This is a genomic window from Mesorhizobium amorphae, from assembly GCF_014843845.1.
Taxonomy (GTDB): domain Bacteria; phylum Pseudomonadota; class Alphaproteobacteria; order Rhizobiales; family Rhizobiaceae; genus Mesorhizobium; species Mesorhizobium amorphae_A.
This window is the reverse complement of sequence record NZ_JHQS01000005.1, coordinates 17,504-41,566: the sequence shown is the minus strand read 5'-3', so window position 1 is coordinate 41,566 and position 24,063 is coordinate 17,504. Positions and strand designations below refer to the sequence as shown.

Genomic DNA, 24,063 nt, shown 5'->3' with positions numbered 1-24,063 from the left:
ATGGGCGCGGATGCCAAGACTGCCATGAAAGTCGAGATGACCGACGCCGCCGCAATGCGGATCGCCAAGATTGTTTCGGGCGAAGCCGGCAAGACGGCGTTGCGGGTTTCCGTCGAAGGCGGCGGCTGCTCCGGCTTTTCCTACAAGTTCGACCTAGTCGAGACCCGCAACGACGACGACGTTGCCATCGAGAAGGACGGTGCCACCGTGCTGATCGACGACCTGTCGCTGGTCTATATGGGCGGCTCGGTGATCGATTTCGTCGACGACTTGATGGGCCAGTCGTTCCAGATCAGGAACCCGAACGCGGTCGCCTCCTGCGGCTGCGGCACCAGTTTCTCAGTCTAGCGACAATCGCGATGCCTGCCATCGGCGCGGTCCGTCAGGTCGCGCTCTCGGCCGGGCGCGATCTCGACGTCACGCTCGCCTTCTGGCGCGACGTGCTCGGCATGAGCCTGCACGCCCGCTACGACCCGCCGGGCATCGCCTTCATCATGGCCGGCGACGTGCGTCTGTTCTTCACCGACGGTGTGCCGGCGGGGATCGTCTATCTCGACATAGTGGGACTCGATGCCTTTCACGCCGAGGCAAAGGCCGCCGGCGTCCCCTTCACCGCGCCACCGTCACTTGTCCATCGCGATACGGAGGGCCAATTCGGGCCGGCAGGGGAAAGCGAATGGATGGCCTTTCTAAAGGATCCGGCAGGCAATACGATCGGCCTCGTCGAACGTCTTCCGCCGGATTCCTGAGGCTGCCATGAAAATCGTCACCTGGAACATTAACGGCGTTCGCGCCCGCATCGGCAACCTCACCCATTGGCTCACGGAAAGCGCGCCCGACATCGTCTGCCTGCAGGAGATCAAGACGGTCGACGAACAGTTCCCGCGCGCCGAGATCGAGGCGCTGGGCTACAATGTCGAGACCCATGGCCAGAAGGGTTTTAACGGCGTCGCCATCCTGTCGAAGCTGCGTTTCGACGAGGTCATCAGAGGCCTGCCGGGCGACGATGCGGACGAGCAGGCGCGTTTCATCGAAGGCGTGTTCTCGACCGACAAGGGCGCTTTGCGCGTTGCCTCGCTCTATCTGCCGAACGGCAACCCGATCGATGACGAGAAGAAGTTTCCCTACAAGCTGTCCTGGATGGCGCGGCTGGAACGCTGGGCCGAGCAGCGGCTTTTGCTGGAAGAGGCGCTGGTGCTGGCCGGAGACTACAACGTCATCCCTGAGCCGATCGACGCAAAATTCCCGGAAAACTGGCTAGGCGACGCACTGTTCCAGCCCGAGACCCGGCAGGCCTTCCGCCGGCTGAAGAACCTCGGCTTCACCGAAGCGGTGCGCACCGTCACCGACAATGCGGATGTCTACACCTTCTGGGATTATCAGGCCGGCGCCTGGCAGAAGAACAACGGCATCCGGATCGACCATCTGCTCCTGTCGCCCGAAGCCGCCGATCGCTTTTCCTCGGCCTCGATCGAGAAACACGTCCGCGCCTGGGAAAAGCCATCCGACCATGTGCCGGTGGCGATCGACCTGGCGCTGCAGCCGGCCTGAGCGGCCCGGCCGGGCGCCCGCCAGTACGAGCCAAGCGGACCTCTTGTCGCCACAAATCGCGCGTTTGATGCGAAATCATCATGGTGGCCGGGGTTCCCATGACTATCCGATCCGATCTCTGCCCGATCGCCTGCGGGCTCGTGCTGGCAAGTGCCACTCTTGCGATGGCGACAGCCACGCCGGTTCTCGCCGCGCAGGAATGCCTCGCCAACGGCAAATCGTTCCAGGTCGGTCAGGTCGCCTGCCTGACACTGGGTGACGAGAGCCACCTCGCCCGCTGCGAGATGGTGCTCAACAACACCTCGTGGACCAAGATCCACGATGATTGCCCGGCAACCAAGCCGCCGCCGGTGCACCCCACGTCGATCTCGACACCGGCGCCAGGCCGGGTGCCGGCGGAGCCGACAGAGAACTGATTTCCAGCGAGTGAGAAGTGGACGTCCTGGACCAGCGGCAGCCCGCTTACTGGTCGCCGCCGCCCTTGGTGAGGATGTCGTCGGCCAGCGAGATGGCCGTGCGGCGGTCGGCCTCGCCGGCCGCCGCAAACGCCTCTTCCTGCATGTTGCGGATCCAGGGCTGGTCGGCCGGTGCCGCGCGTTCGAGTGCCGCCGTCATCATCGCCAGCCCACGCACGATCTTGCCGCTCTGGAACAGGAGGTTACCGAGCGTCGCCTGGGCGCCGGCATGGCCTTTTTCGGCGGCGAGCTGGAACCAGCGTCCGGCCTGCTTGACGCTGGCCTTGACGCCGCCCTCGCCTTTCAGGAACATCTGGCCCATCTCGAACTGGGCGTTCGGATTGCGGTAATTGGCGGCCGCGCGCATGTAATATTCCTGCGCCGCTACTTCGTTTTCCTCGACCGGGCTGCCGGGAATGCCTTTCCGCAAATAGTCGCCCAGCGCCACCAGGGCGTCCGACACGTAGCTTTCCTCGGGCGAGCCCGGCTCGACATCCTGGTCGACGATCTCTGAGAAGAACTTGAAGGCCGCATAGTCGTCGCGCGTCACGCCGTCGCCCTCGGCATACATGCGTGCGAGCTTCCAGGTGGCGCCGATCTGGCCGTTCTCGGCAGCGTACTTATAGGCCTCGACCGCCTGCTCCTTGTGGCCGCTCTTGTAGGCGGAGAAGCCGAACTGGAACACCGCCCATGGGCTGGATTGCGGCTTCACGCCGGTCTTGTCGTCGAACACCTTGTCGTCGAAGGCCATGGCCTGGCCCACGGCGCCAAAGGTCGCTACCGCGACCAGTGCCGAAAAGACAGACGACCTCAACACCTCAGATATCCGCATAGCAATGTGTTTCTTTCGCACCGCCGGGATGGGTGACCGCGCCGTCGCGGGCCGACCCAACCGTCTGCGCATACTTCCAGATCGCGCCCGACTGATAGTCGGTCGTGCGCGCCTTCCAACCCTTCGCCCTCGTCTCCAGTTCCGCATCGGACAGATCGACCTCGATCGTGCCGTTGACCGCATCGATCGAGATCACGTCGCCGTCCTTCAGCAACCCGATCGGTCCGCCCACGGCCGCTTCCGGCCCGACATGGCCGATGCAGAAACCACGCGTCGCGCCCGAAAAGCGTCCGTCGGTGATCAGGGCCACCTTGCCGCCCATGCCCTGGCCGTAGAGAGCCGCCGTCGTCGACAGCATCTCGCGCATGCCCGGACCGCCGCGCGGCCCCTCGTAGCGGATGACGAGAACCTCGCCTTCCTTGTAGTTGCGCTGCGTGACCGCTTCGAAGCACTCCTCTTCCGAATCGAAGCAACGCGCCGGACCCGAGAATTTCAGTTCCGACATGCCCGCGACCTTCACGATCGCGCCTTCGGGGGCAAGGTTGCCCTTCAAGCCCACAACACCGCCCGTCTGGGTGATTGGCCGGTTGGCGGGACGGACCACATCCTGGCTGTCATTCCAGGCAACATGCTCCATATTTTCGGCCAAAGTGCGGCCAGTCACCGTCAGGCAATCGCCATGCAGATAGCCGTGGTCGAGCAGCGTCTTCATCAAGAGCGGAATGCCGCCGGCCTCGAACATGTCCTTGGCGACATATTTGCCGCCCGGCTTGAGGTCGGCGATATAGGGCGTCTTCTCGAAGATCGCGGCGACGTCGAACAGGTCGAACTTGATCCCGGCCTCATGCGCGATCGCCGGCAGGTGTAGCGCCGCATTGGTCGAACCGCCGGTGGCAGACACCACGGTCGCCGCGTTCTCCAGCGCCTTCAGCGTGACGATGTCGCGCGGCCGGATGTTTTTGGCGATCAGCTCCACGATCTTTTCGCCGGAAGCGAAATTGAAGCGGTCGCGCATCTCGTAAGGCGCCGGCGCGCCGCAGGAATAGGGCAGTGCCAAGCCGATCGCCTCGGCGACGGTGGCCATGGTGTTGGCGGTGAACTGGGCGCCGCAGGAGCCAGCCGAAGGGCAGGCAACCTGTTCGATCTCGAGAAGCTCTGCGTCACTGATCGCGCCGACCGAATGCTGGCCGACGGCCTCGAAAACATCCTGCACGGTGATCTGCCGGCCGCGATAGCTGCCGGGCAGGATCGAGCCGCCATAGATGAAGATCGACGGCACGTTGAGCCGCACCATGGCCATCATCATGCCGGGCAGCGACTTGTCGCAGCCGGCCAACCCAACCAGCGCATCGTAGCAATGGCCGCGCATGGTGAGTTCGACGGAATCGGCGATGACCTCGCGCGACACCAGCGACGACTTCATGCCCTGGTGGCCCATGGCGATGCCGTCGGTGACGGTGATGGTGCAGAATTCGCGCGGCGTGCCGTTGGCGGCCGCCACGCCCTTCTTGACCACCTGCGCCTGGCGCATCAGCGAGATGTTGCAGGGCGCCGCCTCGTTCCAGCAAGACGCGACGCCGACCAGAGGCTGCGCGATCTCCGCCGCCGACAGCCCCATCGCGTAGAGATAGGAACGATGCGGCGCACGCTCCGGACCGACGGTCACGTGGCGACTGGGAAGCTTGGCCTTGGAGATTACCTTGGCGTCCATACTCGTCCTTGCCGCGGGCGGCGCGGCCTGCCCCATCGCCGAGCCTTTTGGCGCGTGTCCCGAGACATATTCGAGGTGCGCCGGGTTTATGGCGGGAAATGGGCAATGCGTCTGAGCGGAACTGTAGCGCGGGGGTTGTTCATAAACTGTTGCTAAAACGTCACAATCGCAGGAGGCGGCGATGGTGCGGCGCATTTGCAACGCAGCTTGGGTACCGCAGCGACGGTGTCGCCACACAAGACGCCGACCCAACAAAAAAGGCCGGGCATTGCCAGGCCTTTTTGTCTTTCAATTTGAAAGACTTACCACCTGACCTTCAACGAAGTCGAGAGGGCCGAAACAAGATCATTGCCGAAGTCGGCAGTGTAGTCGGTGCCGTAGGTAACACCATCGCTGCCCACGACCGGGTGTATAGATCCGCTGGTGAGTACGCCCAGCGCCCCACCGAAACGAAGCTCGATGTTCTGGGTCGGCGTGTAAGCCACACCGCCACTCACTGTCCAGGTATCTGTCTGAGCGCTGAGGCCGGTGGTCGTGCCACGATCCCAGGTGAGAGCTGCGGCGCCGCTCCATTGATCATTGAACTTGTGGCCAATGCCGCCAGAAACGGTCCAACCGTCCCTGTAGAGCAAATCCAATGAAGTGGCGCGGACCGCACTGGTCGTCGTACAGGCAACCAAGCCCTTCGTCGCAGTCGGACAGAAAGGAATGCTCTGCAATTCGCTCCAGTTCATCCACTTGATGGAACCGAAGGCGAGCCACCCCGGCGCTATGCCGGACTGCAGCTTCAGTTCCACAGAGTCCGGCACCTCGGCGGATCCGTAGACGTCAGTTACGCTACCCAAAAGCGGATTCGCCGGATTGAGGAAACCAGGAACCTGGGTCAGGTCAAGCGTTCCAGCGAGGTTGTCGAGCTTGACTGCGGAATTGTAGACCAGGCTCGCGCGCAGGGCGATTTCCGGAATCTCATAGGCGACGCCGGTCCGCCATCCCCATCCGTCCCCTTCGAGATCAAGGCGCCCGATGCCAGTACCCAGTATGGCAGGAATGGGGGCTACCAACTGTTCCTTGAAGCCCGAAACATCCTCGTGAAACACGCCGCCGATGAAACGAAACTGTCCTTTGCCAAGGTCCATTTTGTATGAACACGTTGCGCCAAAGGCGTCGCTTTCTACCTGGGTCTCGACATTGCCGTTCGCGCCGGCCCAATTGACGCCGGGATTGCTGGACGCTCCGATCGGTTGGGAGTAATCGCCAAGGCAATCGACGGGTCCCATGCCGATCTTGATCCCAGCACTCGGCACCCAATAGCTTTCGGTATCGCGAGCACTGTTGGGGCTGCCCAATAAATTGAGCGGACCATTCGTCGGGTCAATATCCTGAACATTTTTCAGGTCTCGCTGAGGCATCACGTAAGTGGCAGAAACCTCACCCGTGACCGGCGCCGGATCAAACAGCAGGTCGATATCGTTGCCGCCGCGCTCCAAGCCGCCGGCGTGCGCCGAGCCGATCAAAGCCATCGAAAAGCACCCTGCCCCCAGCAGTGCTTTGAGACGCAAACAATTCATAAATTCCCTCCCCGAAAATACTGGTGCGTCAAGCTAGAACCAATTCGGGTTAACGGCGCAACAACGAATTCGCGGGGCGTACATGTACACCCTTGCCAAGCGCATTTTCGTCAAAGTGATGGACGTTACGGCATGGGCCTAAAATGGCCTCACCGACGCAGATCGATCGAAAAAACTTGGAAAATCGGTCCCAAAAGACCCAAAAACAGGTGGTTTTGCGGGTGTTTGGCCCCGTTGTTACATTATGGCAACAATGAGGCTAAAACATTCCGTTTACGTCAACATTAACGCAGCGGAATGCCTGTTTTTAAGCAGCGGAACGGCCGACCAGGGCCGTTCGGACAGGTCACGAATCTGCCAGTCAGCCGGCGTCGCGCACCCGCGTCAGGGCCACCGAAAGCTTCTCCTGCGCCTCGCGATATTCGGCGAGTTTTTCACGCTCGGCTTCCACGATCTCCACAGGTGCACTGGCCACGAATCTGTCGTTGGACAGCTTCTTGTGCAGGCGGGCGATCTCCTCGGTCACCTTGGCCAGTTCCTTCTCCAGCCGCGCCGCCTCGGCGGTCAGGTTGATCAGGTTGCCAAGCGGCAGGCAGATCGTCGCCTCGTTGAGCACGATCTGCGCCGAGCCCTTGGGGGCGACATCCTGCAGCGAAATCTCGCCGACCCGCGCCAGCCGCTGGATAGCGGAGGCGTGGCGGTCGAGCCTCTGGTGCGTTTCCTCGCTGGCGCCGACCACCACCAGCGGCGCGATCGCCGCCGGCGGCACATTCATCTCCGAACGCACAGAGCGGATGCCCGAGACGAGATCGACCAGCCAGTTGATGTCGGCGGCCGCGGCCACGTCCTCGAAGTCCGGCGACGGCCAGGCGGCGTGGCAAAGTAGCGAAGCGCGCTCCTTGCCCTCGCCCGCGGTCTCGGCCCACAGTTCCTCGGTCATGAACGGCATCATCGGATGCAGGAGCTTGTAGATCTCGTCGAGCACGAAAGCGACGCAGGCCCGGCTCTCGGCCTTGGCGGCCTCGTCCGTGCCCATGAACACCGGCTTCAGCAGTTCCAGATACCAGTCGCAGAACAGATTCCAGACGAAACGATAGGCAGCGCCCGCCGCCTCGTTGAAGCGGTATGAGGCGATGCCGTCGGTGACCTCACGCGCGGCACGCGTCAGCTCGGTCAAGATCCAGCGATTGACCGCCAGCTTGGCGTCGTTCAGCCAGAAATCGTCATTGCGCGCGACCTCGTTCATCTCGGCAAAGCGGGTCGCGTTCCACAGCTTGGTGCCGAAGTTGCGGTAGCCGGCGATGCGGGCCGGATTGAGCTTCACGTCGCGGCCTTGCGCGGCCATCACCGTCAAGGTGAAGCGCAGCGCATCGGCGCCATACTCGTCGATGAGGTCGAGCGGATCGATGACGTTGCCTTTCGACTTCGACATCTTCTGCCCGTTCTTGTCGCGCACCAGCGCATGGACATAGACGGTGTGGAACGGCTCCTCGTCCATGAAATGCAGGCCCATCATCATCATGCGGGCGACCCAGAAGAAGATGATATCGAAGCCGGTGACCAGCACGTCGGTCTGGTAGTAGGTTTTGAGCTCCGGCGTCTGATCGGGCCAGCCGAGCGTCGAGAACGGCCACAGCGCCGAGGAAAACCAGGTGTCGAGCACATCCTCGTCGCGGGTCAGGATCTCGCCCGGCTTGAAGTTCTCGAGCTTGTCCTCGACCCAGGCTTTCCACGGTCCTTCCAGCGCCAGGTAATATTCGATTGCCGCGGCGAGCGCTTCCTCTTCGGTCTTCTCGACGAAGACGCGCCCGTCCGGCCCGTACCAGGCCGGTATCTGGTGGCCCCACCACAGCTGGCGCGAGATGCACCAGGGCTGGATGTTCTCCATCCAGTCGAAATAGGTCTTTTCCCAGTTCTTAGGGACGAAATTGGTGCGGCCCTCGCGCACCGAAGCGATCGCAGGCTTGGCGAGTTCGGCCGCGTTTGCATACCACTGCTCGGTCAGGAACGGCTCGATCGGCACGCCGCCGCGGTCGCCATGTGGCACGGTGTGGCGGTGCGGCTCGATCTTGTCGAGGAAGCCGCCGGCCTCTATCAGTTCGACGACCTTCTTGCGCGCGACGAAACGGTCGAGGCCGTCGAGTTCGTCCCAGACGGCCTGGCGCTCCGGCGTCACGTCGAGGCCAGCGAGGAAATCCTCATTGTCCTTGAGCGTAACAGCCGCCTCGGCGGTCAGGATGTTGATCGCTGGCAGCTTATGGCGCTTGCCGACCTCGAAGTCGTTGAAATCATGCGCCGGCGTGATCTTGACCGCGCCCGAGCCCTTTTCCGGATCGGAATACTCGTCCGCCACCACCGGTATCTTGCGGCCGACGATCGGCAGCACGACTTTTTTCCCGACCAGGTGCCGGAAGCGCTCGTCGTCCGGATGCACTGCCACTGCCGTGTCGCCAAGCATGGTCTCCGGACGCGTCGTCGCCACGGTGATGAAGGTCATCGGGTTTTCCGGATCGAACGCCTCGCCCTCGATCGGATAACGGAAATGCCAGAGGTTGCCGTTGACCTCCTGCTGCTCGACCTCGAGGTCGGAAATCGCCGTAAGCAGCTTCGGATCCCAGTTCACAAGGCGCTTGTCCTTGTAGATCAGCCCTTCCTTGTAGAGCGTCACGAACACTTCGAGCACAGCCTTGGACAGGCCCTCGTCCATGGTGAAGCGTTCGCGCGACCAGTCGGCGGAAGCGCCGAGCCGCTTCAGCTGGTTGAAGATCGCGCCACCGGATTCGGCCTTCCACTCCCAAACCTTCTCGATGAAGTCCTCGCGCGAAAGATCGCGGCGGTGGATCTGCTTTTCCATCAGCTGGCGCTCGACCACCATCTGCGTGGCGATGCCGGCATGGTCCATGCCGGGCTGCCACAGCACGTTCTTGCCGCGCATGCGCTCGAAGCGCACCAATATGTCCTGCAGCGTGTTGTTGAGCGCGTGGCCCATATGCAGCGAGCCGGTGACGTTTGGCGGCGGGATGACGATGGTGAAGGCCTCCGCCCCCTCCTCCGCGCCTGCGCCGGCGCGAAAGGCGTCGGCCTCTTCCCAGATTTTAGCGATCTTCGGCTCGACGGTTTTGGCGTCGTAGGTTTTTTCAAGCATGGAAAGAGGTCCGGGCTGTCGGGATTTGCTGGGTCCGGTGTAAATCGGAAGGCAGTTGGCAAGTCAACCGCGGGCAACCGACAGACGGCGACGACCAATAGATAGTGGCTGAGCAACTCAAGGCAACTCGCAAAGACGATCTGACTGCGTCCCGCGATCGTCAGCATCGTCGTCGGCGCGGCTTTTCGATACACCGTCTCAATCGCTCGATCGCGGAAGAACCCTCGAAAAAAAAGCGCCGCCCGAGGGCGGCGCCTTGATCCGGGGATCGGTCTACAACGCTATTGCGCGCCGCGCGCTACGCGCTCGATTTCCTCGCGCACCAGCCGCTCGACCAGCGTCGGCAGATTGTTGTCCAGCCAGTCCTGCAGCATCGGCCGCAGCATGTCCTCGGCCATCTCGTCGAAGGTCTTCTTGCTGCGGCTGGCAAAGGCATCGGAAAGCTCGCCGAAGGCGGCGGCGACCTGCCGGCCCGCATGTTCGGAAAGGATCGCCGGACGGGCGGCAACGGCATCGGGCTGGCGGGCCATGCCGCCGCTGGAAGCGGCAGGTTCGAAAAAAGGTTCATCTGCGAGTTCGTCTTCGGCGATCTCGACCTCCGGTGCGGCATCAAACGTCCGCGCCTCGACCTTGTCCGGTCTGGCCGTACCCGCAGCTTTCGCCGTTTCGCCCACGGCCGCGATTTCGCGCCGCCAGTCGGCTACGATGGCATCGCTGGTTTCGGCGGCAGCCGCCGGCTCGGCCGAACTCGGCTCAGCGGCGATGCTGGCGCTCACTTCGGCAAGCGTCGTGGGCGCCTTTGGCGTGACCGGCGGAGCCGCTTCCGGGCGCACCTTCGTTTCCATGCGGGCCGTTTCCATGCGGGCTATGACCGGCTCGGCCGCCAGCTGTGCCTGCACCTCAGCCAGCGAAACGGGCTTCCTGGTGTCTGCTTCGGCGCGCAGCTCGGCGCGGAATGCATCCACTTCCGGCGCCGGCGGCGGAGCTGGCGCAGGCTGGAGATCCTGTCGCAACTCGCCGGCATCACCGGGCTGCTTGCGACCGGTGTCGCTGTCTTCGATGATCCTTCTGATGGAAGCCAGTATTTCTTCCATGGAAGGTTCGCGCTGAGCGCTGCTTGCCGTTGCCATCGTCACATCCGCCGCCCTTGTGACCCGTTCTCGATTTCCGTTCCGGCAAAGCCGGATTCGAATCATGGCGACAGGTTAACCGACGGATCGTCATCCGAGAATCCCCAAACTGGGGAGATGTTGGATTTCAACAGATTAGCTCGAGCGCCCAACTGGAAAGACCGCGGGCTGAGCAGAGGCTCAATAATGAAAAAACGCCGCGCATCCATGGACACGCGGCGCTCCTCGAATCCAGGCTGTGGCGGCGTCAGCGGCCGTCCGGGGTGCGCAGGCCGATCCACTTGTCCTTGACGGCGTTGTAGTGCTCTTCCGGCTTGTACTTCACCACATTCAGCGCCAGGCGCTCGACCGACAGGCGGCCCATTGCCGATAGGATGGCGTAGCTTGCCACCACCACGTCGCGCTCGGAGCTGGCAAGGTTGATCTTGGCACTGATAACGGCGTTCTGCGCATTCAGCACGTCGAGCGTGGTGCGCTGGCCGACATTGCGCTCCTCGATGACGCCGTTGAGCGCCAGTTGCGCGGCGGCGATCACCTCCCTGTTGGCGGCCACACTTTGCTGCGCGGCGGTGTACTGCGTCCATGCCGATGTCACGGCCTGGCGCACCTGGTCGCGGCTGACATCGACTTCGATGCGGGCCTGGCTGAGCGACTCCTTCGATTGGCGAACCAGCGCCGAGGTGCGGCCGCCCGAATAGATCGGTATGCTGAGCGTCGCGCCGATGCTGGCCGAATTGGTTGTACCATCCGACGACGACAGGACACCGGGAACCGAATTGCGATAGGCGCTGGAAACGCCTGCATTGGCGGAAAGCTGCGGCAACAGTGCGCCTTCTTGCGACTTCACCGAAAACGACGCCGCGTCGACCAGATGCTGGGTAGCAAGGATGGCCGGGTGCTCAACCGATGCGATGGTGATCGCCGCATCGAGGCTCGACGGCAAAAGCCTGCCCAGCGGCGATGCCGCCTTGAGCTTGCCCGGCTCGTCGCCGACGATCTGGCGGTAGGTCGCGGCACTGGCCAGCGCCTGCGCGCGGGCCGCGCTCAACTGCGCCACGGCCGAAGAGCGCGAAGCGTCGGCCTGGGCGACGTCGGTGCGCGTACCTTCGCCGACCTCGAAGCGTGAGCGCGCCGCGCGCGCCTGCTCGGTCAGGAACTGCAGGTTCTGCTCGGTCAGCACCGCCACCTGGCGGTCGCGGATCACATCCATGTAGGCGCTTGCCGCATTGAACAGGATGTTTTCTTCGGTGTTGCGCAGGCTTTCGACAGAAGCGCGAACCTGGGCTTCTGCGGCCGCGACATTGTTCTTGGTCTGGAAGCCGTCGAACAGCATCTGGTTGATCTGGACTCCAAAATTGCCGGTGGTTATGCGCGCGGTCTGGTTCGTGCCGGCGACATGGCTGCTGGAGTAATCGATATCAGCAGAACCGTCGATGGTCGGGCGCCAGCCCGACTTGGCGATGGCCACGCCTTCGTCGGTGACGCGGACGCCCGCGCGGGCGGAGTTCAACTGCGAATTGTTCTGGTAAGCCTTGGCAAGCGCGCCAGTCATGGTTTCGGCGGAAGCATTCAGCGGCGAAAGCGCTGTCGCGGAAACCAGTATGGCGGCTAGAACACTCTTGCGTACGGACGGCACGTGATATCCCTCATTCGTTTTGCATGGGAACTGCGCCACACCAGCCTCTCTTTACCGATCAACTGGCGCCGCGTTTTTATCGTTCCCCCGCTGACTGCCCCCAAAATACCCGGTTATGCAAATCAGCAACGATTGTTCAAATGCAAGCGATCATGACATCGCCTTCGCTGCAAGGCAAAACCGCTCAGAATTCAAACGCATGAATACGTTCAAATCCGGGTAGTGGCTTAATTGCCGCATTAAAGGCCCGTCTTCCGGTTACAACACCCCCGGTTTTGAAAAATAACCGGGCTACACCCGAATTGCCCTGTCCCTCGACTGCGACAAGACGCCCGCCCTCGGAAAGCTGGTCAAACAGCGAGGCCGGCACGTCCTCGACACTGCCGCCGACGAAGATCACGTCGTACGGTGCTTTGGCGGCATGACCTTGCGCCAATGGCGCGGTGACCACGGCCACATTGTCGCAGCCCAGTGCCGACAGCGTCGACCCGGCGGCTTCCGCCAGCGCCGGATCGCTTTCCAGAGCGACCACCGATCGCGCCAGCCGCGATAGCAAGGCCGAGGAATAGCCGGTGCCGCAGCCGACATCGAGCACCGATTCGCCGGCGCCGATTTCGGCCAGCTGCAGCAGCTTGGCGAGCGGCGAAGGCTCCATCAGGTAGCGCGCGCCGCCATTGGCGTCGTCGGAAATGCGGATGTCCCCGTCGATATAGGCGAGATCGCGCTGGTTCGGCCCGACAAAGGCCTCGCGCGGCACGGAAAGCATGGCATCGAGCAGCGGCGCGCTGGTCACGTCCGTGGTGCGGATCTGGCCATCGACCATCTTCACGCGTCGTTCGGAGAAATCAGCGCTCATGTTCCCACCAATCCGCCCAAACCAATCCGCCCAAAACCAATGCGCTTGCCGCGCCAGGACTGCGGCTCATCGACCGGAACCCCTGCTCCCAAGGGAGCCCAGGCAACTGGAGGCCTCGCCCGGAATCGAACCGGGGTGCAAGGATTTGCAGTCCTCTGCGTAACCACTCCGCCACGAGGCCTCGTTGCTCCCGGCGTTCCGAGCGGACTCAATATGTTGGCGGCAGAAAGTCGTCAAGCGCTCGCACATCATTCCCGACGCTTTCCTCGTCGAGGCTCGATACGCCTCCTGCTGATCTGGAAAGGTCCGCCGGCCAGGTCAATCCGGCCGGCGCCGGCGCTCCCACCACACGACAAGCCGGCGCCGGTGGCGGCGCACCAGCGCAAATTCATAGGAAAGCACCAGCAATCCGATCGGAATCATCCAGAAGCCCAGGATAGGCAGGAAGCCGAGGATGCCGCCCAGGATCAGGACGACGCCGATGGCGATTCTGAGAGCGCGCGAGCGCGGCATGGTGAATTCGCGGCCAAAGACCGTGATTTTCCGCGCCGGTGCGTGTTCGCCTGCTGCAGTCATGTCGAAGCCAGACCCAGTTCCAGTCATTAAAGACACCCGCTGGTAAATGCCGCAACCGCCTTTTCGCTCCACGGCGGTGAGCAGAACCGCTCATATGAGGGCCCCCGCCGGCGATTGCCAGAAATCGTCATGCAAAAAAGCCCGGAAAAAATACGAAATGCTTCTTTGCAAAGGCGAAACGGGTTTGCTATAGGCTGCGCCACTCACATGAGAGCGCTGTTCCCCGGTAGCTCAGTGGTAGAGCAACCGGCTGTTAACCGGTTGGTCGCTGGTTCGAATCCGGCCCGGGGAGCCATCTTTCTTGTCTAGCGCATTGTTTTCGTTAGATTTTACAAAACGCGCAGAGCGCCTTCCCCTCTTTTTCTCCCCGCTTTAGGCAACAAGAAAAACCACGCCGGAACGGGCCTTGTATATGCCACCTTCGCTTAGGGCAGTAACACCCTCGTGCAAATTGCGGCGCCGCATTGCCGCCGGTACTTTGTTAGCGATCGGCCATCTACTCCTCCCCCACGGCATGGCCGATGCCAAGCTAGCCACGCATCCTCCCCCCGGCCGCGGCAGAGCTTGAAATCAAACCCGCTGCCACTCCTCCCCTCGGCAGCGGGTTTTTTTCGTCTGGAGGTCTAGGCGACAACCCGCGGATCGAGCGGCGTATTGGTCAGCAGGCAAGCCGCTCCAGTCGGGATGATCGTCAGCCATCCACCCTACATCGCCGCGATAACCGCCTCGATGCTCGCCGGCGCAGTCTGGCGCTAAAGGCAGCGGGACGTCACCATGGGCCTGCGTGCGACTTGCGCGTCGCCTAGTTGTAGCTGGTGCTGCCCATGCTACAATTCGCCCAAAATCACGCGGGCGGGGAGCGAGCAATGCCCAAGGCATACATCGTCGCGAGTATCAACGTCACCGATCCAGACGGTTTCGAAGAATACTAGAACGCGGCAGTGAAAGTTAGGCAGGAGGCCGGCGGCACGTTGCTGGTGAACGGCGGCCGGACTGAAGCCATCGAAGGCACGCTCCATAACCGCATCGTAGTCATTGAGTTCGAGAGCATCGAAGCGGCACGCGCGGCGGCAGCGGGTACTTAGCCTTGCGGCATACGCGCGGCTCTTCGGCCCCGAATTACGATTCCGTTATCGTCGAAGGCGTATAGCCGCCAGGCAATCTCGCGCTTCTAGCGACCACATGGTGCAAAAAGGAAGGCCCGCTGCGGGGAGCAACGGGCCTTAATTATCCACGGGGTGGTGGAGTAGTCAGTCAACCGGTGAGCTAAAGGGGGGGAACCTCCGGTCGGACTGACAACGGGGCCGCAGTGGTTTGGTTCCGGCGAAATTGCCCGCTGCCGAGGGACAGCAGCGGGCCTATCAGGGCCGGAAAGGGGTGGGGCACAAGGGCATACGGCCAGCATTTTCAACGAAGGACGCGAATTTTTGTTCCCACGCACTCGAGGGTATTTGCCGCTAACCGCAAATGGCCGGTGCAGGTAACCCCAATTACCCCAACCTCAATTACCCCAACCTGCACCGGCCACCTCACCCCCTTTACAGTCGCGTGAAATCGTCAAGCCCTAATCGCCGTCGCTGGCCTTCAGCATAGGCCAAGGCGAAGGATTCAATCTCGAATGATCGGGATAATTCTTGGTCTTCCTCGACCACCCGGACGAACCATTCGCCGCAGGCTTCGACCACTTCAACACAGGGGCAAATTTTGCCGTTTAGCGTCACGTCATCCATCGCAGCACTCCCTTTAGACGCAATGGTAAACGTCAATTTTTATGACCGCCGCCAATCGGCTTTCAATTAAAAAAGACATACCGAACGTGGCTGCGCCATGATTGGTAAAACCCGTACCCAAGCGGGCGGACGTCGGTGGGCCTGTTAGGTCCGGCGGGCATGGGTGCGTTGCTCCTGTACGCTCTTGCAGATCTCATCCAAAGCCGGCCTCTTGATGAACGATCGCGGCAAGGATCACCTCGTAGACGCTTCCAAACTCTTCCTCGATCTCGACGCTGCCGATGCCGATCGCCTTGGCGTCGGCAAATAGCTTCTGGCTCAATTCAGCGACTGAGATGATGTCGGCGGCGACGGTCTCGGGGACATTGTTGGAAATCCATTTGTGCAGGAAGTTGACGGCGCGTGTGCTCATTAGGCCCGGCCGTGGTGGTGAACTACGGCGTCGAGGATCGCTTCATAGACGCTACCCGTGCCGGTCTCTTCCACGATTTCTGCGCCTTCAATCCCCGCTTTTCCGCATCTGGGCGGATATTGCCTGGCTGCGTTCGCTGACAACCCTGCCACTTATCCTGAAGGGCATACTCGATCCTGACGACGCCGAGCAGGCGATCGGAACCGGTGCCGATGCCATCGTCGTCTCGAACCACGGTTCGCGTAACCTCGACACCCTGCCGGCGACCATCGACGCCCTGCCTGCCATCGCGGAGCGGGTGGCCGGGCGGATTCCCATCATCCTCGACGGCGGCGTGAGGCGTGGCACCGACGTTTTGAAAGCGATTTCCCTGGGGGCAAGCGCAGTCATGATTGGCCGCCCCTATGTCTACGCACTGGCGACGGCTGGCGCTGAGGGCGTAGCCCATTGTGTCAGCCTGCTTCACCGGGACTTCGCGGCGGCGATGGCGCTAACCGGCCGGGCGCGCATCGGCGAGATCGACCGGTCGGTAATCTGGTGAAGCCCGAACCTATTCCTCGGTGATTCATTCGAGATGAATCTCAACAGACCCTAACCTGAAACGAAAAAAGCCCGCCGGCGCGAGCCAGCGGGCGCATTGGTCTGGAGTAGCCAGGAGCCATCCTGGTAAAAATAACGAGGCGGATGGGCTTTGGTTGCCGAGGGTGCAGAAAGCCCGGGCCCTTGCGGAGAACGCGGGCCGATCGGAGGCCCGATCTTCAACAGCCACCGGAGGGCGATGTGTCTGTTGCGGATGAGAGAACATTAGCCGCCATTAATGTTCCGGCGCTGGCCACAGAAAGCCCGCTGCCAGCGATGGCACAGGCTCAAGCGCTCAATGCTGGGCGGGGGGCGGCGGGGAAACGCAAACCGAGTGAACGACTAGCGCTTCTGCCGAGACACCAGTTCCGAAAAGACCGCCTCTCTATGCGACCGACCTTGCAGATGAAGTCTAACTCGTGCCGCGGCACCGCCACGCGAGTCGCCCGTCCTAGACGAAACCTCGCCCTCTCGTCTGATGCTGGTTTACCAACCATGATGTTTGCCAGCCGCTCTCTTGCTCACGAAAGATCGCTCATCGAAAAACATAGGAGTGTGACCCGCGCCGGCCCACAGTGCCGCCAGCGCGGGCTATTCGAGTTACTGACCAATAACGATCCGCTGTTTGTCGCGATTCTGGGCGTACGTGCCCTTGTCATAAGCAGTCTGCGCTTCAAGCTGGGCTTTGGTAAAATTGGTGTAGAGATACCGGTTTCCGTCCTTGTCGGACAGGAACTTCAATTTCTCCAAACCTACGGCCACCTCTTTTTCGCCCATGCCGAGGAACCCGCCGACGTCAACGACTACGGCATCCACCTTCTTGTCGTCGCCTAGGACCACGTCTCCAATCTCTCCGACTTTTGCATCATCTGCACCGTAGACGGTGGTGCCGATGAAATCCTTGGTGCTGATTTTGTCCATCGGCATCTCGGTCAGGGAAGACTTGTCGATGGCGGCGGTGGCCGTCTGGTCGGTAGTGGCTGCCGCCGGTTCGTTGTTTGCAGCGGTAGCGGCGACATCGTTGGTGTTCGTTGCCGATGCGGTGTCGTAGGCCTTCAAGTCAAAATCGGCCTGCGCCTCAAGGTCTCCCTTGGTGGTCTTTGCGACCAACCAGCGGTCACCCTTCTTCTCGACCCATTCGGCCTTGCTGAAATCATAGGCGACGTTCTTTTCGCCTATACCCAAAAACCCGCCTACGCCGATGATGATATACTTGGCGTTGCCATCTTTGGAGAGCACGATGTCTTTTACATCGCCGATCTTCTGGGCATTGTCTGCGGCGCTGTCATAGACGTCAGCACCGATGATCTTGGTGACGAGGCTGCCGTCAGCCACGGACGCCGGCGCTGCAGTCTGAGTAGCGCTGGCAGGTTTGGTAGCGTCTTCGGCTATGGCGCCGGTGACCCACAGTCCAGACGTCAGAAGCGTAGCCATTGCTGTGGTAGCCAAAAGTTTGCGGATCATGATACGTTTCCTTGTGCGTTACGTTGATGCACGCCGCGTTCGGCTTAACCATTGCAAGGGTGGCTGAACGCGGCATCTTTGCCACGTCACAACGGGCCGTATGATCCGAAGTTCCAGAGGAATGTTGTGTTCCGGCTGGATGGCCCGAACAAGTTTTGGCACAGCAACCCCACGCGACAGCGGAGTTCTGTCGCCTACAAAACGCCTCCGGCAACATCCCTTCGATTGATCAGCCGCAATAGCGCGTTTTTTCAAGGACGGACGGCACCTTGCTGCGGAACCTAGTTGGCTTATGAAACGTTCCTCCGCCGAACCAATTGCGGTTCGAGCAAAGGGGAAAATATGGAGAATCCTGGCGTCGGTTGGATCGCTGCCATCATCATCGGCGGTATCGCCGGATGGCTCGCCGAGATGTTTATGAAAAGCAACATGGGCCTGCTCATGAACATCGTATTGGGGATTGTGGGCGCCATTGTTGCCAACCTCCTCCTTGGGCTGCTTGGCATATCGTTGGCTGGCTGGCTCGGCTATCTGGTCGCCGGCTTCATTGGCGCGTGTATTTTGATTGCAGTGGCCCGACTAATTAAACGCTGAGCAGCGAACTTCTGTTACCTCACTCAAGCTGAACCCTCGGACTGACGAGGGTTCAGTAGCCAATCGCTTCGGCAGCCCCCCGGAATGGCAGTTGGCATCATCGGATCGAAAAACTCAGTGGCGCATTTATTCTCCGGCTAATAACGGCCTCAGGAGAGAACTAATGAAAGAACACTGCTCATTTTGAGCTTGCTCATCCCGCTCGGGGCATGCTCTCGCACCGAACAAGGCCAGCAATAGGAGCTGCAGTGGCCGGCGATCCGGTGCAAGGGGCTGTTGTTGGCGGTGCAGTCGGCGCATAGCCAGTGCGGTGATCGGGCACGCCAGCGAGGCCGGCCCATGCAGGTATCGCGATCGTCATGGCCGCGTTTACATTGCACGGTGCCCGGACGGCTATTGAGCAAGGATAATTGTATGGTCTCTAGGGCGAAAAGACTGCTTGGTTTTTGGCTGGTCCTCGTCAGCGCTGTCGCGACAAGTGTCGAACTTTCGCCCTCGCTTTCGGCCGCACCTATGGAAGCGCAGACGATTGCCGATCACTTCTCATCGGTAAAATCCATGTCCGGGGACTTCGTTCAGTCCGGCCCGAAGGCGGAAAAGTCTAGCGGCAGGTTTTTTCTACAACGCCCGGGAAAGATCAGATTCAACTATGCCGGCCAATCAGGGCTCAGCGTAATTGCCGATGGCAAATCGCTAGTCGTTCATAACAAGAAGCTTAAGACATCGCGGCTTTATTCGCTCTCGAAGACACCGCTCAAGGTGCTACTCGACAATAAGGTCGACTTCTCTGGCAGCCGCCTCAAAAGCATCAGAGAACAAGGCGATCTCGTAATTATTAAGCTAGCTGACAAGTCAGCCTTCGGCAATTCAAATATTTCTATGATGTTCGACAGGAAAACGCTCGATTTACGCAAATGGAGCCTTACCGACGAGAAAGGACTGACCACAACGGTTACTATTTTCAACGTGAAGCAGGGCGTTCGCGTTGCTGGGGGAACCTTCACTATCGATTACGCGGCAAACCGGGAGTACAACACCACTAAGCCGCGTTGAAGCCGTAGTTTTGAATCGCTGGCGCAGATCGCGTCCGTAGGTGGTGGATCTGTGGCTTCGAAGCGACCGCGGAAAGCGCCATGACCTTGCGCTCCGGGTTTCAGATGGATGGGCTGTTTACGGTTTCAGCAGCCTTCCGCCCTCAGGGATCGCACCATACGCACCACAACCGGGTCGTACTGGATTTTTTCGTCGCTGCTGTAATTGATGGTAAAGAGTGCGGCACGGTCGTTGCAGACCGCAATGGCGCGGACATATCGGATCTGTTCGTCCTTGATACCCGAGAAGCTGGCCCATCTAGGCATGACGCGCCTATAGGTCAGCTTCCAGCCGTCCTTTTCATCCTCGACCATGCGGTGCTCGATCTCGGCGCGAAAACTGTGCTTGCCGAGCCTTGTGCCCCACACGGTAAGAAGGGCATCGTTTTCGCCCCGAAATTGCGCGCCCTGGTCCGAACGCTGCGTCAGGACAAAGCCAGGGGGAACATTGAATATAAAGCCAAACTGCCTGACGCCGAAAGGCTGCCACGCTTGCGCTTGGAGAAGCGTGCTGCAAAATAAAATCGAAACGAGGCTCAACAGAAAACGTGCCATTGGCATTAGATTAGCGTTGCGTCACATACCGTCCAGACCGGACAAGATTGGCGACAAAGAAAAAGTCGCAGACGACTTGTCGCTGATGTCAGCCTCGTGCCCGAAAGAAGCGGCCCGCTGGCCGGGAGCAGCGGCGCGAGCCGGCCTATACCTCGCCAGCCGGCGAACCATCTCTCCGTTTTCCGGTTAGGCCCGGCGACGCAACTGACACCACTAGGAGGAAACTATGAGAATGCATCTCACCGCAGCTGCTGCAGGGTTTTTGCTGGTTGCCGGCATTGGTGCGGCCGCAGCCGACACTGTGGTCATCCAACCGGAACAGGAAACGGTCATTAGGGAATATGTGAAGAAACAGCCTCTGGCGCAGCAAAAGCCCGCCCCGGCGTGCCGAGGCGGGTTCGGGCTCTTGTTGGCGGTACTATCTAACCAAATCCGCGCAGACAGGATGCCGCCGATCAGTAAATTTGCTCTTAACAAAAAGGCCTCCCGCCCAAAGGCAATTCCATACGATGGTTCTCGCAAGAGTACGCTAATATTCTAGGCGAATCGTCTACTTAGGAGGCGTGTCATGGATTCGCCGAGCAAGCTGGAGAACCTGCGCGTTATTGCAGATCTGCTGAGCGCTCTCCGCCGTCGGATGAACGAGGATGGCGAAGATTTGCTGACGTACCTGATCGACATGGCCTATCTGGAGGCCAGCGACCAGTTGTCTGAAGACGAAAAAAAGCCCGCGCGACGGAGGGACCGATGACCCCACCAGCCTGCTACGGATTGCCGAAGAAGTAACCTAAGCTAACGTTCCCTGTTTCGCTAACGCTTCTCGAAAGTCGGTTTCCAGTCGCGGTTGCGGGCCCGCTGCTGACCTTCGTAGTCGGGTATGCATGTGAAGAAAACCGGGCTGCGGTTGCGGCCTTCGGCCTTGCATTTCGAGCAGCCAAAGAGGCCGACCACATCGTCATGCATTGAGCCGTGCTCGGTGCCGAGCCTGTCGATAAGCGTCTGGATATCTAGCCTTGTGGATCTGCCGCACATCGGATGCGCGCAATTGACATAGAGGTTTTCATTGGCGGCAAGGGTGTCGGCGAGGGTCTTTTGGGGCACGACGCGATCCTCCGTTGACGGGTTCGCCTCAACTTAGGAATATATTCATATGCTGGCAAGGCGACGGCGCAAATTGGCCCGCTGCCGAGGGGACAGCAGCGGGCCTTCAAGGCAGGCCGGTTGAGGGATATGGGGACAGAAGGCATCCGGCCAGCGTTTCCAACGAGGGTGCCGAATTTTTGTTCCCGCGCCGTTTTCGAATATTAGCAGTCGCTTGACGACAGCCGCCGCCGCGCCAGAATCAAGGGCATGGCGAAGGGCATCAAAGTTGGTGACGAGGTGGCGATCATGGCGACGGTTCGTCAACGCGTGACCGAAGATCGGGTCAGCGTCTCGATTCCGAGCTATGGCTTTCCACATTCGATAGTGGATAGGACGTCAACCCTGAAGAAGGGGCAGTCGATCGAACTGACTGGCGATGTCCTACGTGTCGATGAGAAGACGGTTACTGTGAACTTGTCGCCACCGGTGACGGTGGACATCGGCGCGGTGAGGCTCGTCACCAGCTACGTGCCGCCAATGAGAAAGAAGCCCCTCATCGACAAGGCCGACTAGTCCTTTCGCCTCTTCTCCGGTGTGACAGCGTGGTTTGTGAAATGAAGGTTGCGATCAGGGCGGCCGGCATCGCGGCAGGGCTGGCAATACAGCACTTTGATCAGATCCCAGTGCATGCAGCCGTAGTCATCGCCCAGGCGTCGAGCCAGCGCTGCGACGTCGAGCACGGCACGATGGCGGCACGTCATGCAATCGACCGATAGGCCCGAACCGATCGCGACTTTCTTGCCGAGCGTGTCCTCGACAAAGGGATATTTCATGGTCATGGGAAAGGCGATCTCCGTTGAAGGGGTCGCCGCAACGAAGGATTATATTCCGCATATTGTACTTCGCGTACCCAGTGTGGTAGGTGAACCGTGACCGGCTCACTACCTCCATACGCTGAGCACATACTGAAGTTCGTGAGCGGTCGGCCCAAGGCCGTTCGCGAAAGGCGTCTTCTATTGGTGCTGCAAGCCTTCCTTGATGACAGCAGAACGGACGGCAAGGTGCTGTTCATGTCTGGCTTCATTTCCAACGTCGAAAGCTGGCTATCTCACTCGGATGAATGGCATGCGCTTCTCCAGCGCCTTGAACTGCCTGTTTTCAAAATGTCCAAGCAATGGACTAAGGGCCAATCGATAGCGACTGAACAAGCAGAATGGTTCTACCGTATTGCAGAGAAGCACGTACAGGGCTGGTTCGCCGTCGCGATAGACGAAAGACTTTTGGCGAAAGTCGTAGACGATTTGCAGATGCCGGCGTTCCACAAGAATCCGTATTACATGGTTCATTCTCTGGTCATGGATGGCTTGCTCCAAATCCAGGACCGAATGGGATTGATGGATCCGATCGATATAATCTTCGACAAGCAGAGCGGCATTGAAGACGCCATAACTGTCGGGTGGCCAGAGTATCGCGATACCATCCCAGAGGGGCTGCGCGACCGGGTGGGGAGCCTTCCTCGTTTCGAGACGGATGAGGACGAGTTACCGTTGCAGGCGGCCGACCTGTCAGCTTGGTGGTTGCGCCGGCTCTGGCTTGAAAAGGACGGCGCCAAGGGGGATATGAATTATCCCTACCCATGGAAACCAAAGCGCACTTTCGAGTCCTTCGTGGTCATGGCTGGAGAAGGGACGATAAAGCGTCGCCTATTGGACGTTAAGCGCGAATACATCCGGCAGATTTGGGAAGCAGACCCAACGGATATTCACCTTCGGGACGCTATTCCTGACGACGCTTGGGACTTCCGTGAGCTTCGGACAAAATTGAGGAAATAGCACGCTCGAATGCTTGCCCGCTTTCGTCAGCCTCAATATCCCGAGCGGCTTCCTTGAACCGCTCGGATTGCTCTTTCTGACTAAGCTTTGTCGCCTTTTTGCCGCTTGGCTTTCGGGCGGTATTTGGACGGTCGCCAGACGCCATAGGGTGCCTCACCTTGCTTTAGTTGTTTCATAGGTGAGGCGCTTACCGACGACACCATCAAGGATGCGACCGGCCCGCGCTTCATCGTTCACGCCAAGGGCTACGCGCGAATTATGGCGGAAGTCAAATTCGGCAAGGTAGCGGTGAAGGTGCTTCTCTGCGCAATGCTGGTAGGTACCGCGCATGCCGCGCTTGAAGACGCTGAAATAGCTTTCGATGGTGTTCGAATGGATGACAGCGCCGGCTTCGTAGCGAACGTATTCGCCGCCAGTGTGCTTGACGCTCTCATGTGCCGCGAAGTGATCGATCATCCCGCCGTAGAGCTTGCTCTCGTCGGTGTAGAGGGTGCTTTCGTGGTGGACGTTCTCAGTCACCAGCGCCGCAACGTTGACTTTGGTCGCCTGCACTACATGGAAGGTGCGAACCGAACCGCCGCGCTCGACAAGACCAAGGATGGCGCGCTTGTTCGACGGGCCAGTCTTCCGCTCTTGGTGAAGGGCCGTCCCTTGGTGGTCAGGGTGCGCTTCTCTTTGGTCGGGCCGTAGTAGGTCTCATCTGCCTCTACGATCATGCCGTTGCCGCCGAGCGGGCCAAGCTTGCCGTCGCGCATAGCTTCACGGATGCGATGCGAGATGAACCAAGCGGTTTTCAGGGTCACGCCAAGGGTGCGGTGAAGCTGGTTGCTCGAAATGCCCTTCTTGGACGAAGCGATAAGGAAGATCGCCTGTAGCCAATGGTTGAGCTTGACGTGACTGGCTTCGAAGATGGTGCCGATCTTCACGGTAAAGGGCTTGCGGCACTGGTAGCACTTGTAGGTGCCAATGCGGGTGCTCTTGCCTTCCATCTTCGAGATGCGCTCAAAGCCGCCGCAATGTGGGCAAACAGGGCCGTTCGGCCAAATCCTGGCTTCTACGAACTTGTAGGCGGCTGCTTCGTCGTGAAAGTGGCGGTCTGAAAGCACGGACATCGGTCTAACTCCTTATGGAATCAACCTATTCCGATTGTTTGGGTACGTCAAGTATAATATGCGGATTATATTCCTGATATCGAGGGTGCTGGCAAGGCATATTGCGATGGAAACTCGCCGGGCGAAGACCCCAACCACCTCGAGCGCGGCG

26 protein-coding genes, 2 tRNA genes and 2 pseudogenes are annotated in these 24,063 nt (G+C 60.3%); 14 read left to right on the top strand and 16 right to left on the bottom strand.

Going from position 1 to position 24,063, the window contains the following annotated elements:
* The 4 genes from erpA to DH08_RS01000 all read left to right on the top strand — a co-directional run bounded on the left by erpA (position 1) and on the right by DH08_RS01000 (position 1,967).
* A complete protein-coding gene (gene erpA, locus DH08_RS01015) occupies positions 1-348 on the top strand; it encodes an iron-sulfur cluster insertion protein ErpA (RefSeq protein WP_192177475.1) in 348 nt (115 codons plus the stop codon).
* 11 nt (positions 349-359) lie between these two features.
* Entirely contained in the window at positions 360-749 is a 390-nt protein-coding gene (locus DH08_RS01010) for a VOC family protein (RefSeq protein WP_192177474.1), read from the top strand.
* A 7-nt stretch (positions 750-756) separates the two neighbouring features.
* On the top strand, positions 757-1,551 hold the full coding sequence (gene xth, locus DH08_RS01005) for an exodeoxyribonuclease III (RefSeq protein ID WP_192177473.1): 795 nt from the start codon (positions 757-759) through the stop codon (positions 1,549-1,551).
* Positions 1,552-1,631: 80 nt separating this feature from the next.
* A complete protein-coding gene (locus DH08_RS01000) occupies positions 1,632-1,967 on the top strand; it encodes a hypothetical protein (RefSeq protein ID WP_192177472.1) in 336 nt (111 codons plus the stop codon).
* 46 nt (positions 1,968-2,013) lie between these two features.
* On the opposite strand, the gene DH08_RS00995 is transcribed toward DH08_RS01000, so the two are convergent.
* From DH08_RS00995 to DH08_RS00955, 9 genes are all read right to left on the bottom strand, one after another.
* Entirely contained in the window at positions 2,014-2,838 is an 825-nt protein-coding gene (locus DH08_RS00995) for a tetratricopeptide repeat protein (RefSeq protein WP_192177471.1), read from the bottom strand.
* The gene (gene ilvD, locus DH08_RS00990) at positions 2,825-4,549 is read right to left on the bottom strand and encodes a dihydroxy-acid dehydratase (protein ID WP_192177470.1); all 1,725 of its coding nucleotides are present in this window, start codon (positions 4,547-4,549) and stop codon (positions 2,825-2,827) included. Before ilvD ends, DH08_RS00995 begins: the two co-directional genes overlap by 14 nt.
* Positions 4,550-4,851: 302 nt before the next feature.
* Complete coding sequence (locus DH08_RS00985) at positions 4,852-6,117, bottom strand: OmpP1/FadL family transporter (RefSeq protein ID WP_192177469.1); 1,266 nt, start codon at positions 6,115-6,117, stop codon at positions 4,852-4,854.
* A 361-nt stretch (positions 6,118-6,478) separates the two neighbouring features.
* Positions 6,479-9,262 (bottom strand): valine--tRNA ligase, encoded by a 2,784-nt coding sequence (locus DH08_RS00980; protein ID WP_192177468.1) that lies wholly within the window; start codon positions 9,260-9,262, stop codon positions 6,479-6,481.
* A gap of 281 nt (positions 9,263-9,543) precedes the next feature.
* Positions 9,544-10,392: a PopZ family protein gene (locus DH08_RS00975; RefSeq protein WP_192177467.1), complete on the bottom strand. Its 849-nt coding sequence runs from the start codon at positions 10,390-10,392 to the stop codon at positions 9,544-9,546.
* Positions 10,393-10,639: 247 nt separating this feature from the next.
* A complete protein-coding gene (locus DH08_RS00970) occupies positions 10,640-12,028 on the bottom strand; it encodes a TolC family outer membrane protein (RefSeq protein ID WP_192177466.1) in 1,389 nt (462 codons plus the stop codon).
* A gap of 184 nt (positions 12,029-12,212) precedes the next feature.
* Complete coding sequence (locus DH08_RS00965) at positions 12,213-12,884, bottom strand: protein-L-isoaspartate O-methyltransferase family protein (protein WP_192177465.1); 672 nt, start codon at positions 12,882-12,884, stop codon at positions 12,213-12,215.
* A 107-nt stretch (positions 12,885-12,991) separates the two neighbouring features.
* Positions 12,992-13,065, bottom strand: a tRNA-Cys gene (locus tag DH08_RS00960).
* A gap of 137 nt (positions 13,066-13,202) precedes the next feature.
* Complete coding sequence (locus DH08_RS00955; RefSeq protein ID WP_192177464.1) at positions 13,203-13,460, bottom strand: hypothetical protein; 258 nt, start codon at positions 13,458-13,460, stop codon at positions 13,203-13,205.
* 220 nt (positions 13,461-13,680) lie between these two features.
* On the opposite strand from DH08_RS00955, the gene DH08_RS00950 reads away from it, so the two are divergent.
* A tRNA-Asn gene (locus DH08_RS00950) sits at positions 13,681-13,755 on the top strand.
* Between the two features lie 646 nt (positions 13,756-14,401).
* Positions 14,402-14,545, top strand: a complete 144-nt coding sequence (locus tag DH08_RS00945) for a DUF1330 domain-containing protein (protein WP_192177463.1) — start codon at positions 14,402-14,404, stop codon at positions 14,543-14,545.
* 453 nt (positions 14,546-14,998) lie between these two features.
* Here DH08_RS00945 and DH08_RS00940 read toward each other — a convergent pair whose 3' ends face one another.
* Both DH08_RS00940 and DH08_RS00935 read right to left on the bottom strand, forming a co-directional pair.
* Positions 14,999-15,190: a hypothetical protein gene (locus DH08_RS00940; protein ID WP_192177462.1), complete on the bottom strand. Its 192-nt coding sequence runs from the start codon at positions 15,188-15,190 to the stop codon at positions 14,999-15,001.
* A gap of 193 nt (positions 15,191-15,383) precedes the next feature.
* Positions 15,384-15,602: a DUF768 domain-containing protein gene (locus tag DH08_RS00935; protein WP_192177461.1), complete on the bottom strand. Its 219-nt coding sequence runs from the start codon at positions 15,600-15,602 to the stop codon at positions 15,384-15,386.
* Here DH08_RS00935 and DH08_RS36750 point away from each other — a divergent pair.
* Positions 15,595-16,143 (top strand): alpha-hydroxy-acid oxidizing protein, encoded by a 549-nt coding sequence (locus DH08_RS36750; protein WP_345892327.1) that lies wholly within the window; start codon positions 15,595-15,597, stop codon positions 16,141-16,143. The genes DH08_RS00935 and DH08_RS36750 overlap by 8 nt on opposite strands.
* A gap of 638 nt (positions 16,144-16,781) precedes the next feature.
* On the opposite strand, the gene DH08_RS00925 is transcribed toward DH08_RS36750, so the two are convergent.
* Positions 16,782-17,645 carry a PRC-barrel domain-containing protein gene (locus DH08_RS00925; RefSeq protein ID WP_192177460.1) on the bottom strand — a complete coding sequence of 288 codons (864 nt, stop codon included), beginning with the start codon at positions 17,643-17,645 and terminating at the stop codon, positions 16,782-16,784.
* 342 nt (positions 17,646-17,987) lie between these two features.
* Here DH08_RS00925 and DH08_RS00920 point away from each other — a divergent pair, with 342 nt between their 5' ends.
* The 3 genes and pseudogenes from DH08_RS00920 to DH08_RS00915 all read left to right on the top strand — a co-directional run bounded on the left by DH08_RS00920 (position 17,988) and on the right by DH08_RS00915 (position 19,292).
* On the top strand, positions 17,988-18,239 hold the full coding sequence (locus DH08_RS00920) for a GlsB/YeaQ/YmgE family stress response membrane protein (RefSeq protein WP_192177488.1): 252 nt from the start codon (positions 17,988-17,990) through the stop codon (positions 18,237-18,239).
* A 174-nt stretch (positions 18,240-18,413) separates the two neighbouring features.
* Positions 18,414-18,639, top strand: a pseudogene (locus tag DH08_RS36010) (hypothetical protein).
* Between the two features lie 14 nt (positions 18,640-18,653).
* Positions 18,654-19,292: an outer-membrane lipoprotein carrier protein LolA gene (locus DH08_RS00915; protein WP_192177459.1), complete on the top strand. Its 639-nt coding sequence runs from the start codon at positions 18,654-18,656 to the stop codon at positions 19,290-19,292.
* 125 nt (positions 19,293-19,417) lie between these two features.
* On the opposite strand, the gene DH08_RS00910 is transcribed toward DH08_RS00915, so the two are convergent.
* Positions 19,418-19,885 carry a hypothetical protein gene (locus DH08_RS00910; protein WP_192177458.1) on the bottom strand — a complete coding sequence of 156 codons (468 nt, stop codon included), beginning with the start codon at positions 19,883-19,885 and terminating at the stop codon, positions 19,418-19,420.
* 226 nt (positions 19,886-20,111) lie between these two features.
* On the opposite strand from DH08_RS00910, the gene DH08_RS00905 reads away from it, so the two are divergent.
* Together DH08_RS00905 and DH08_RS00900 are read left to right on the top strand one after the other, a co-directional pair.
* Positions 20,112-20,426: a hypothetical protein gene (locus DH08_RS00905; RefSeq protein ID WP_246800643.1), complete on the top strand. Its 315-nt coding sequence runs from the start codon at positions 20,112-20,114 to the stop codon at positions 20,424-20,426.
* A 27-nt stretch (positions 20,427-20,453) separates the two neighbouring features.
* On the top strand, positions 20,454-20,636 hold the full coding sequence (locus DH08_RS00900) for a hypothetical protein (protein WP_192177490.1): 183 nt from the start codon (positions 20,454-20,456) through the stop codon (positions 20,634-20,636).
* Positions 20,637-20,695: 59 nt separating this feature from the next.
* Here DH08_RS00900 and DH08_RS00895 read toward each other — a convergent pair whose 3' ends face one another.
* Entirely contained in the window at positions 20,696-20,986 is a 291-nt protein-coding gene (locus DH08_RS00895; RefSeq protein ID WP_192177457.1) for a hypothetical protein, read from the bottom strand.
* Between the two features lie 249 nt (positions 20,987-21,235).
* Between DH08_RS00895 and DH08_RS00890 the strand changes: the two genes are divergently transcribed.
* Positions 21,236-21,541 (top strand): hypothetical protein, encoded by a 306-nt coding sequence (locus DH08_RS00890; protein ID WP_192177456.1) that lies wholly within the window; start codon positions 21,236-21,238, stop codon positions 21,539-21,541.
* Here the strand turns inward: DH08_RS00890 and DH08_RS00885 are convergent.
* Entirely contained in the window at positions 21,538-21,807 is a 270-nt protein-coding gene (locus DH08_RS00885) for a hypothetical protein (protein ID WP_192177455.1), read from the bottom strand. The two genes, DH08_RS00890 and DH08_RS00885, sit on opposite strands and share 4 nt — an antisense overlap.
* Positions 21,808-21,987: 180 nt before the next feature.
* Between DH08_RS00885 and DH08_RS00880 the strand changes: the two genes are divergently transcribed.
* Positions 21,988-22,800 carry a DUF3800 domain-containing protein gene (locus DH08_RS00880; protein WP_345892328.1) on the top strand — a complete coding sequence of 271 codons (813 nt, stop codon included), beginning with the start codon at positions 21,988-21,990 and terminating at the stop codon, positions 22,798-22,800.
* Positions 22,801-22,953: 153 nt separating this feature from the next.
* Here the strand turns inward: DH08_RS00880 and DH08_RS00875 are convergent.
* Positions 22,954-23,912: pseudogene (locus tag DH08_RS00875) on the bottom strand (IS1595 family transposase).
* Positions 23,913-24,063 lie beyond the last annotated feature (151 nt).

Coding starts and splice junctions, on each gene's coding strand:
- DH08_RS00980 (WP_192177468.1), bottom strand. CDS start 9,262: ATGCTTGAAAAAACCTACGACGCCAAAACCGTCGAGCCGAAGATCGCT.
- DH08_RS01000 (WP_192177472.1), top strand. CDS start 1,632: ATGGTGGCCGGGGTTCCCATGACTATCCGATCCGATCTCTGCCCGATC.
- DH08_RS00965 (WP_192177465.1), bottom strand. CDS start 12,884: ATGAGCGCTGATTTCTCCGAACGACGCGTGAAGATGGTCGATGGCCAG.
- xth (WP_192177473.1), top strand. CDS start 757: ATGAAAATCGTCACCTGGAACATTAACGGCGTTCGCGCCCGCATCGGC.
- DH08_RS00910 (WP_192177458.1), bottom strand. CDS start 19,885: ATGGCACGTTTTCTGTTGAGCCTCGTTTCGATTTTATTTTGCAGCACG.
- DH08_RS00925 (WP_192177460.1), bottom strand. CDS start 17,645: ATGATCCGCAAACTTTTGGCTACCACAGCAATGGCTACGCTTCTGACG.
- DH08_RS00935 (WP_192177461.1), bottom strand. CDS start 15,602: ATGAGCACACGCGCCGTCAACTTCCTGCACAAATGGATTTCCAACAAT.
- DH08_RS00905 (WP_246800643.1), top strand. CDS start 20,112: ATGAGAATGCATCTCACCGCAGCTGCTGCAGGGTTTTTGCTGGTTGCC.
- DH08_RS00975 (WP_192177467.1), bottom strand. CDS start 10,392: ATGGCAACGGCAAGCAGCGCTCAGCGCGAACCTTCCATGGAAGAAATA.
- DH08_RS00955 (WP_192177464.1), bottom strand. CDS start 13,460: ATGACTGCAGCAGGCGAACACGCACCGGCGCGGAAAATCACGGTCTTT.
- ilvD (WP_192177470.1), bottom strand. CDS start 4,549: ATGGACGCCAAGGTAATCTCCAAGGCCAAGCTTCCCAGTCGCCACGTG.
- DH08_RS00920 (WP_192177488.1), top strand. CDS start 17,988: ATGGAGAATCCTGGCGTCGGTTGGATCGCTGCCATCATCATCGGCGGT.
- erpA (WP_192177475.1), top strand. CDS start 1: ATGGGCGCGGATGCCAAGACTGCCATGAAAGTCGAGATGACCGACGCC.
- DH08_RS01010 (WP_192177474.1), top strand. CDS start 360: ATGCCTGCCATCGGCGCGGTCCGTCAGGTCGCGCTCTCGGCCGGGCGC.
- DH08_RS00940 (WP_192177462.1), bottom strand. CDS start 15,190: ATGGATGACGTGACGCTAAACGGCAAAATTTGCCCCTGTGTTGAAGTG.
- DH08_RS00890 (WP_192177456.1), top strand. CDS start 21,236: ATGGCGAAGGGCATCAAAGTTGGTGACGAGGTGGCGATCATGGCGACG.
- DH08_RS00885 (WP_192177455.1), bottom strand. CDS start 21,807: ATGACCATGAAATATCCCTTTGTCGAGGACACGCTCGGCAAGAAAGTC.
- DH08_RS00915 (WP_192177459.1), top strand. CDS start 18,654: ATGGTCTCTAGGGCGAAAAGACTGCTTGGTTTTTGGCTGGTCCTCGTC.
- DH08_RS00985 (WP_192177469.1), bottom strand. CDS start 6,117: ATGAATTGTTTGCGTCTCAAAGCACTGCTGGGGGCAGGGTGCTTTTCG.
- DH08_RS00995 (WP_192177471.1), bottom strand. CDS start 2,838: ATGCGGATATCTGAGGTGTTGAGGTCGTCTGTCTTTTCGGCACTGGTC.
- DH08_RS00900 (WP_192177490.1), top strand. CDS start 20,454: ATGGATTCGCCGAGCAAGCTGGAGAACCTGCGCGTTATTGCAGATCTG.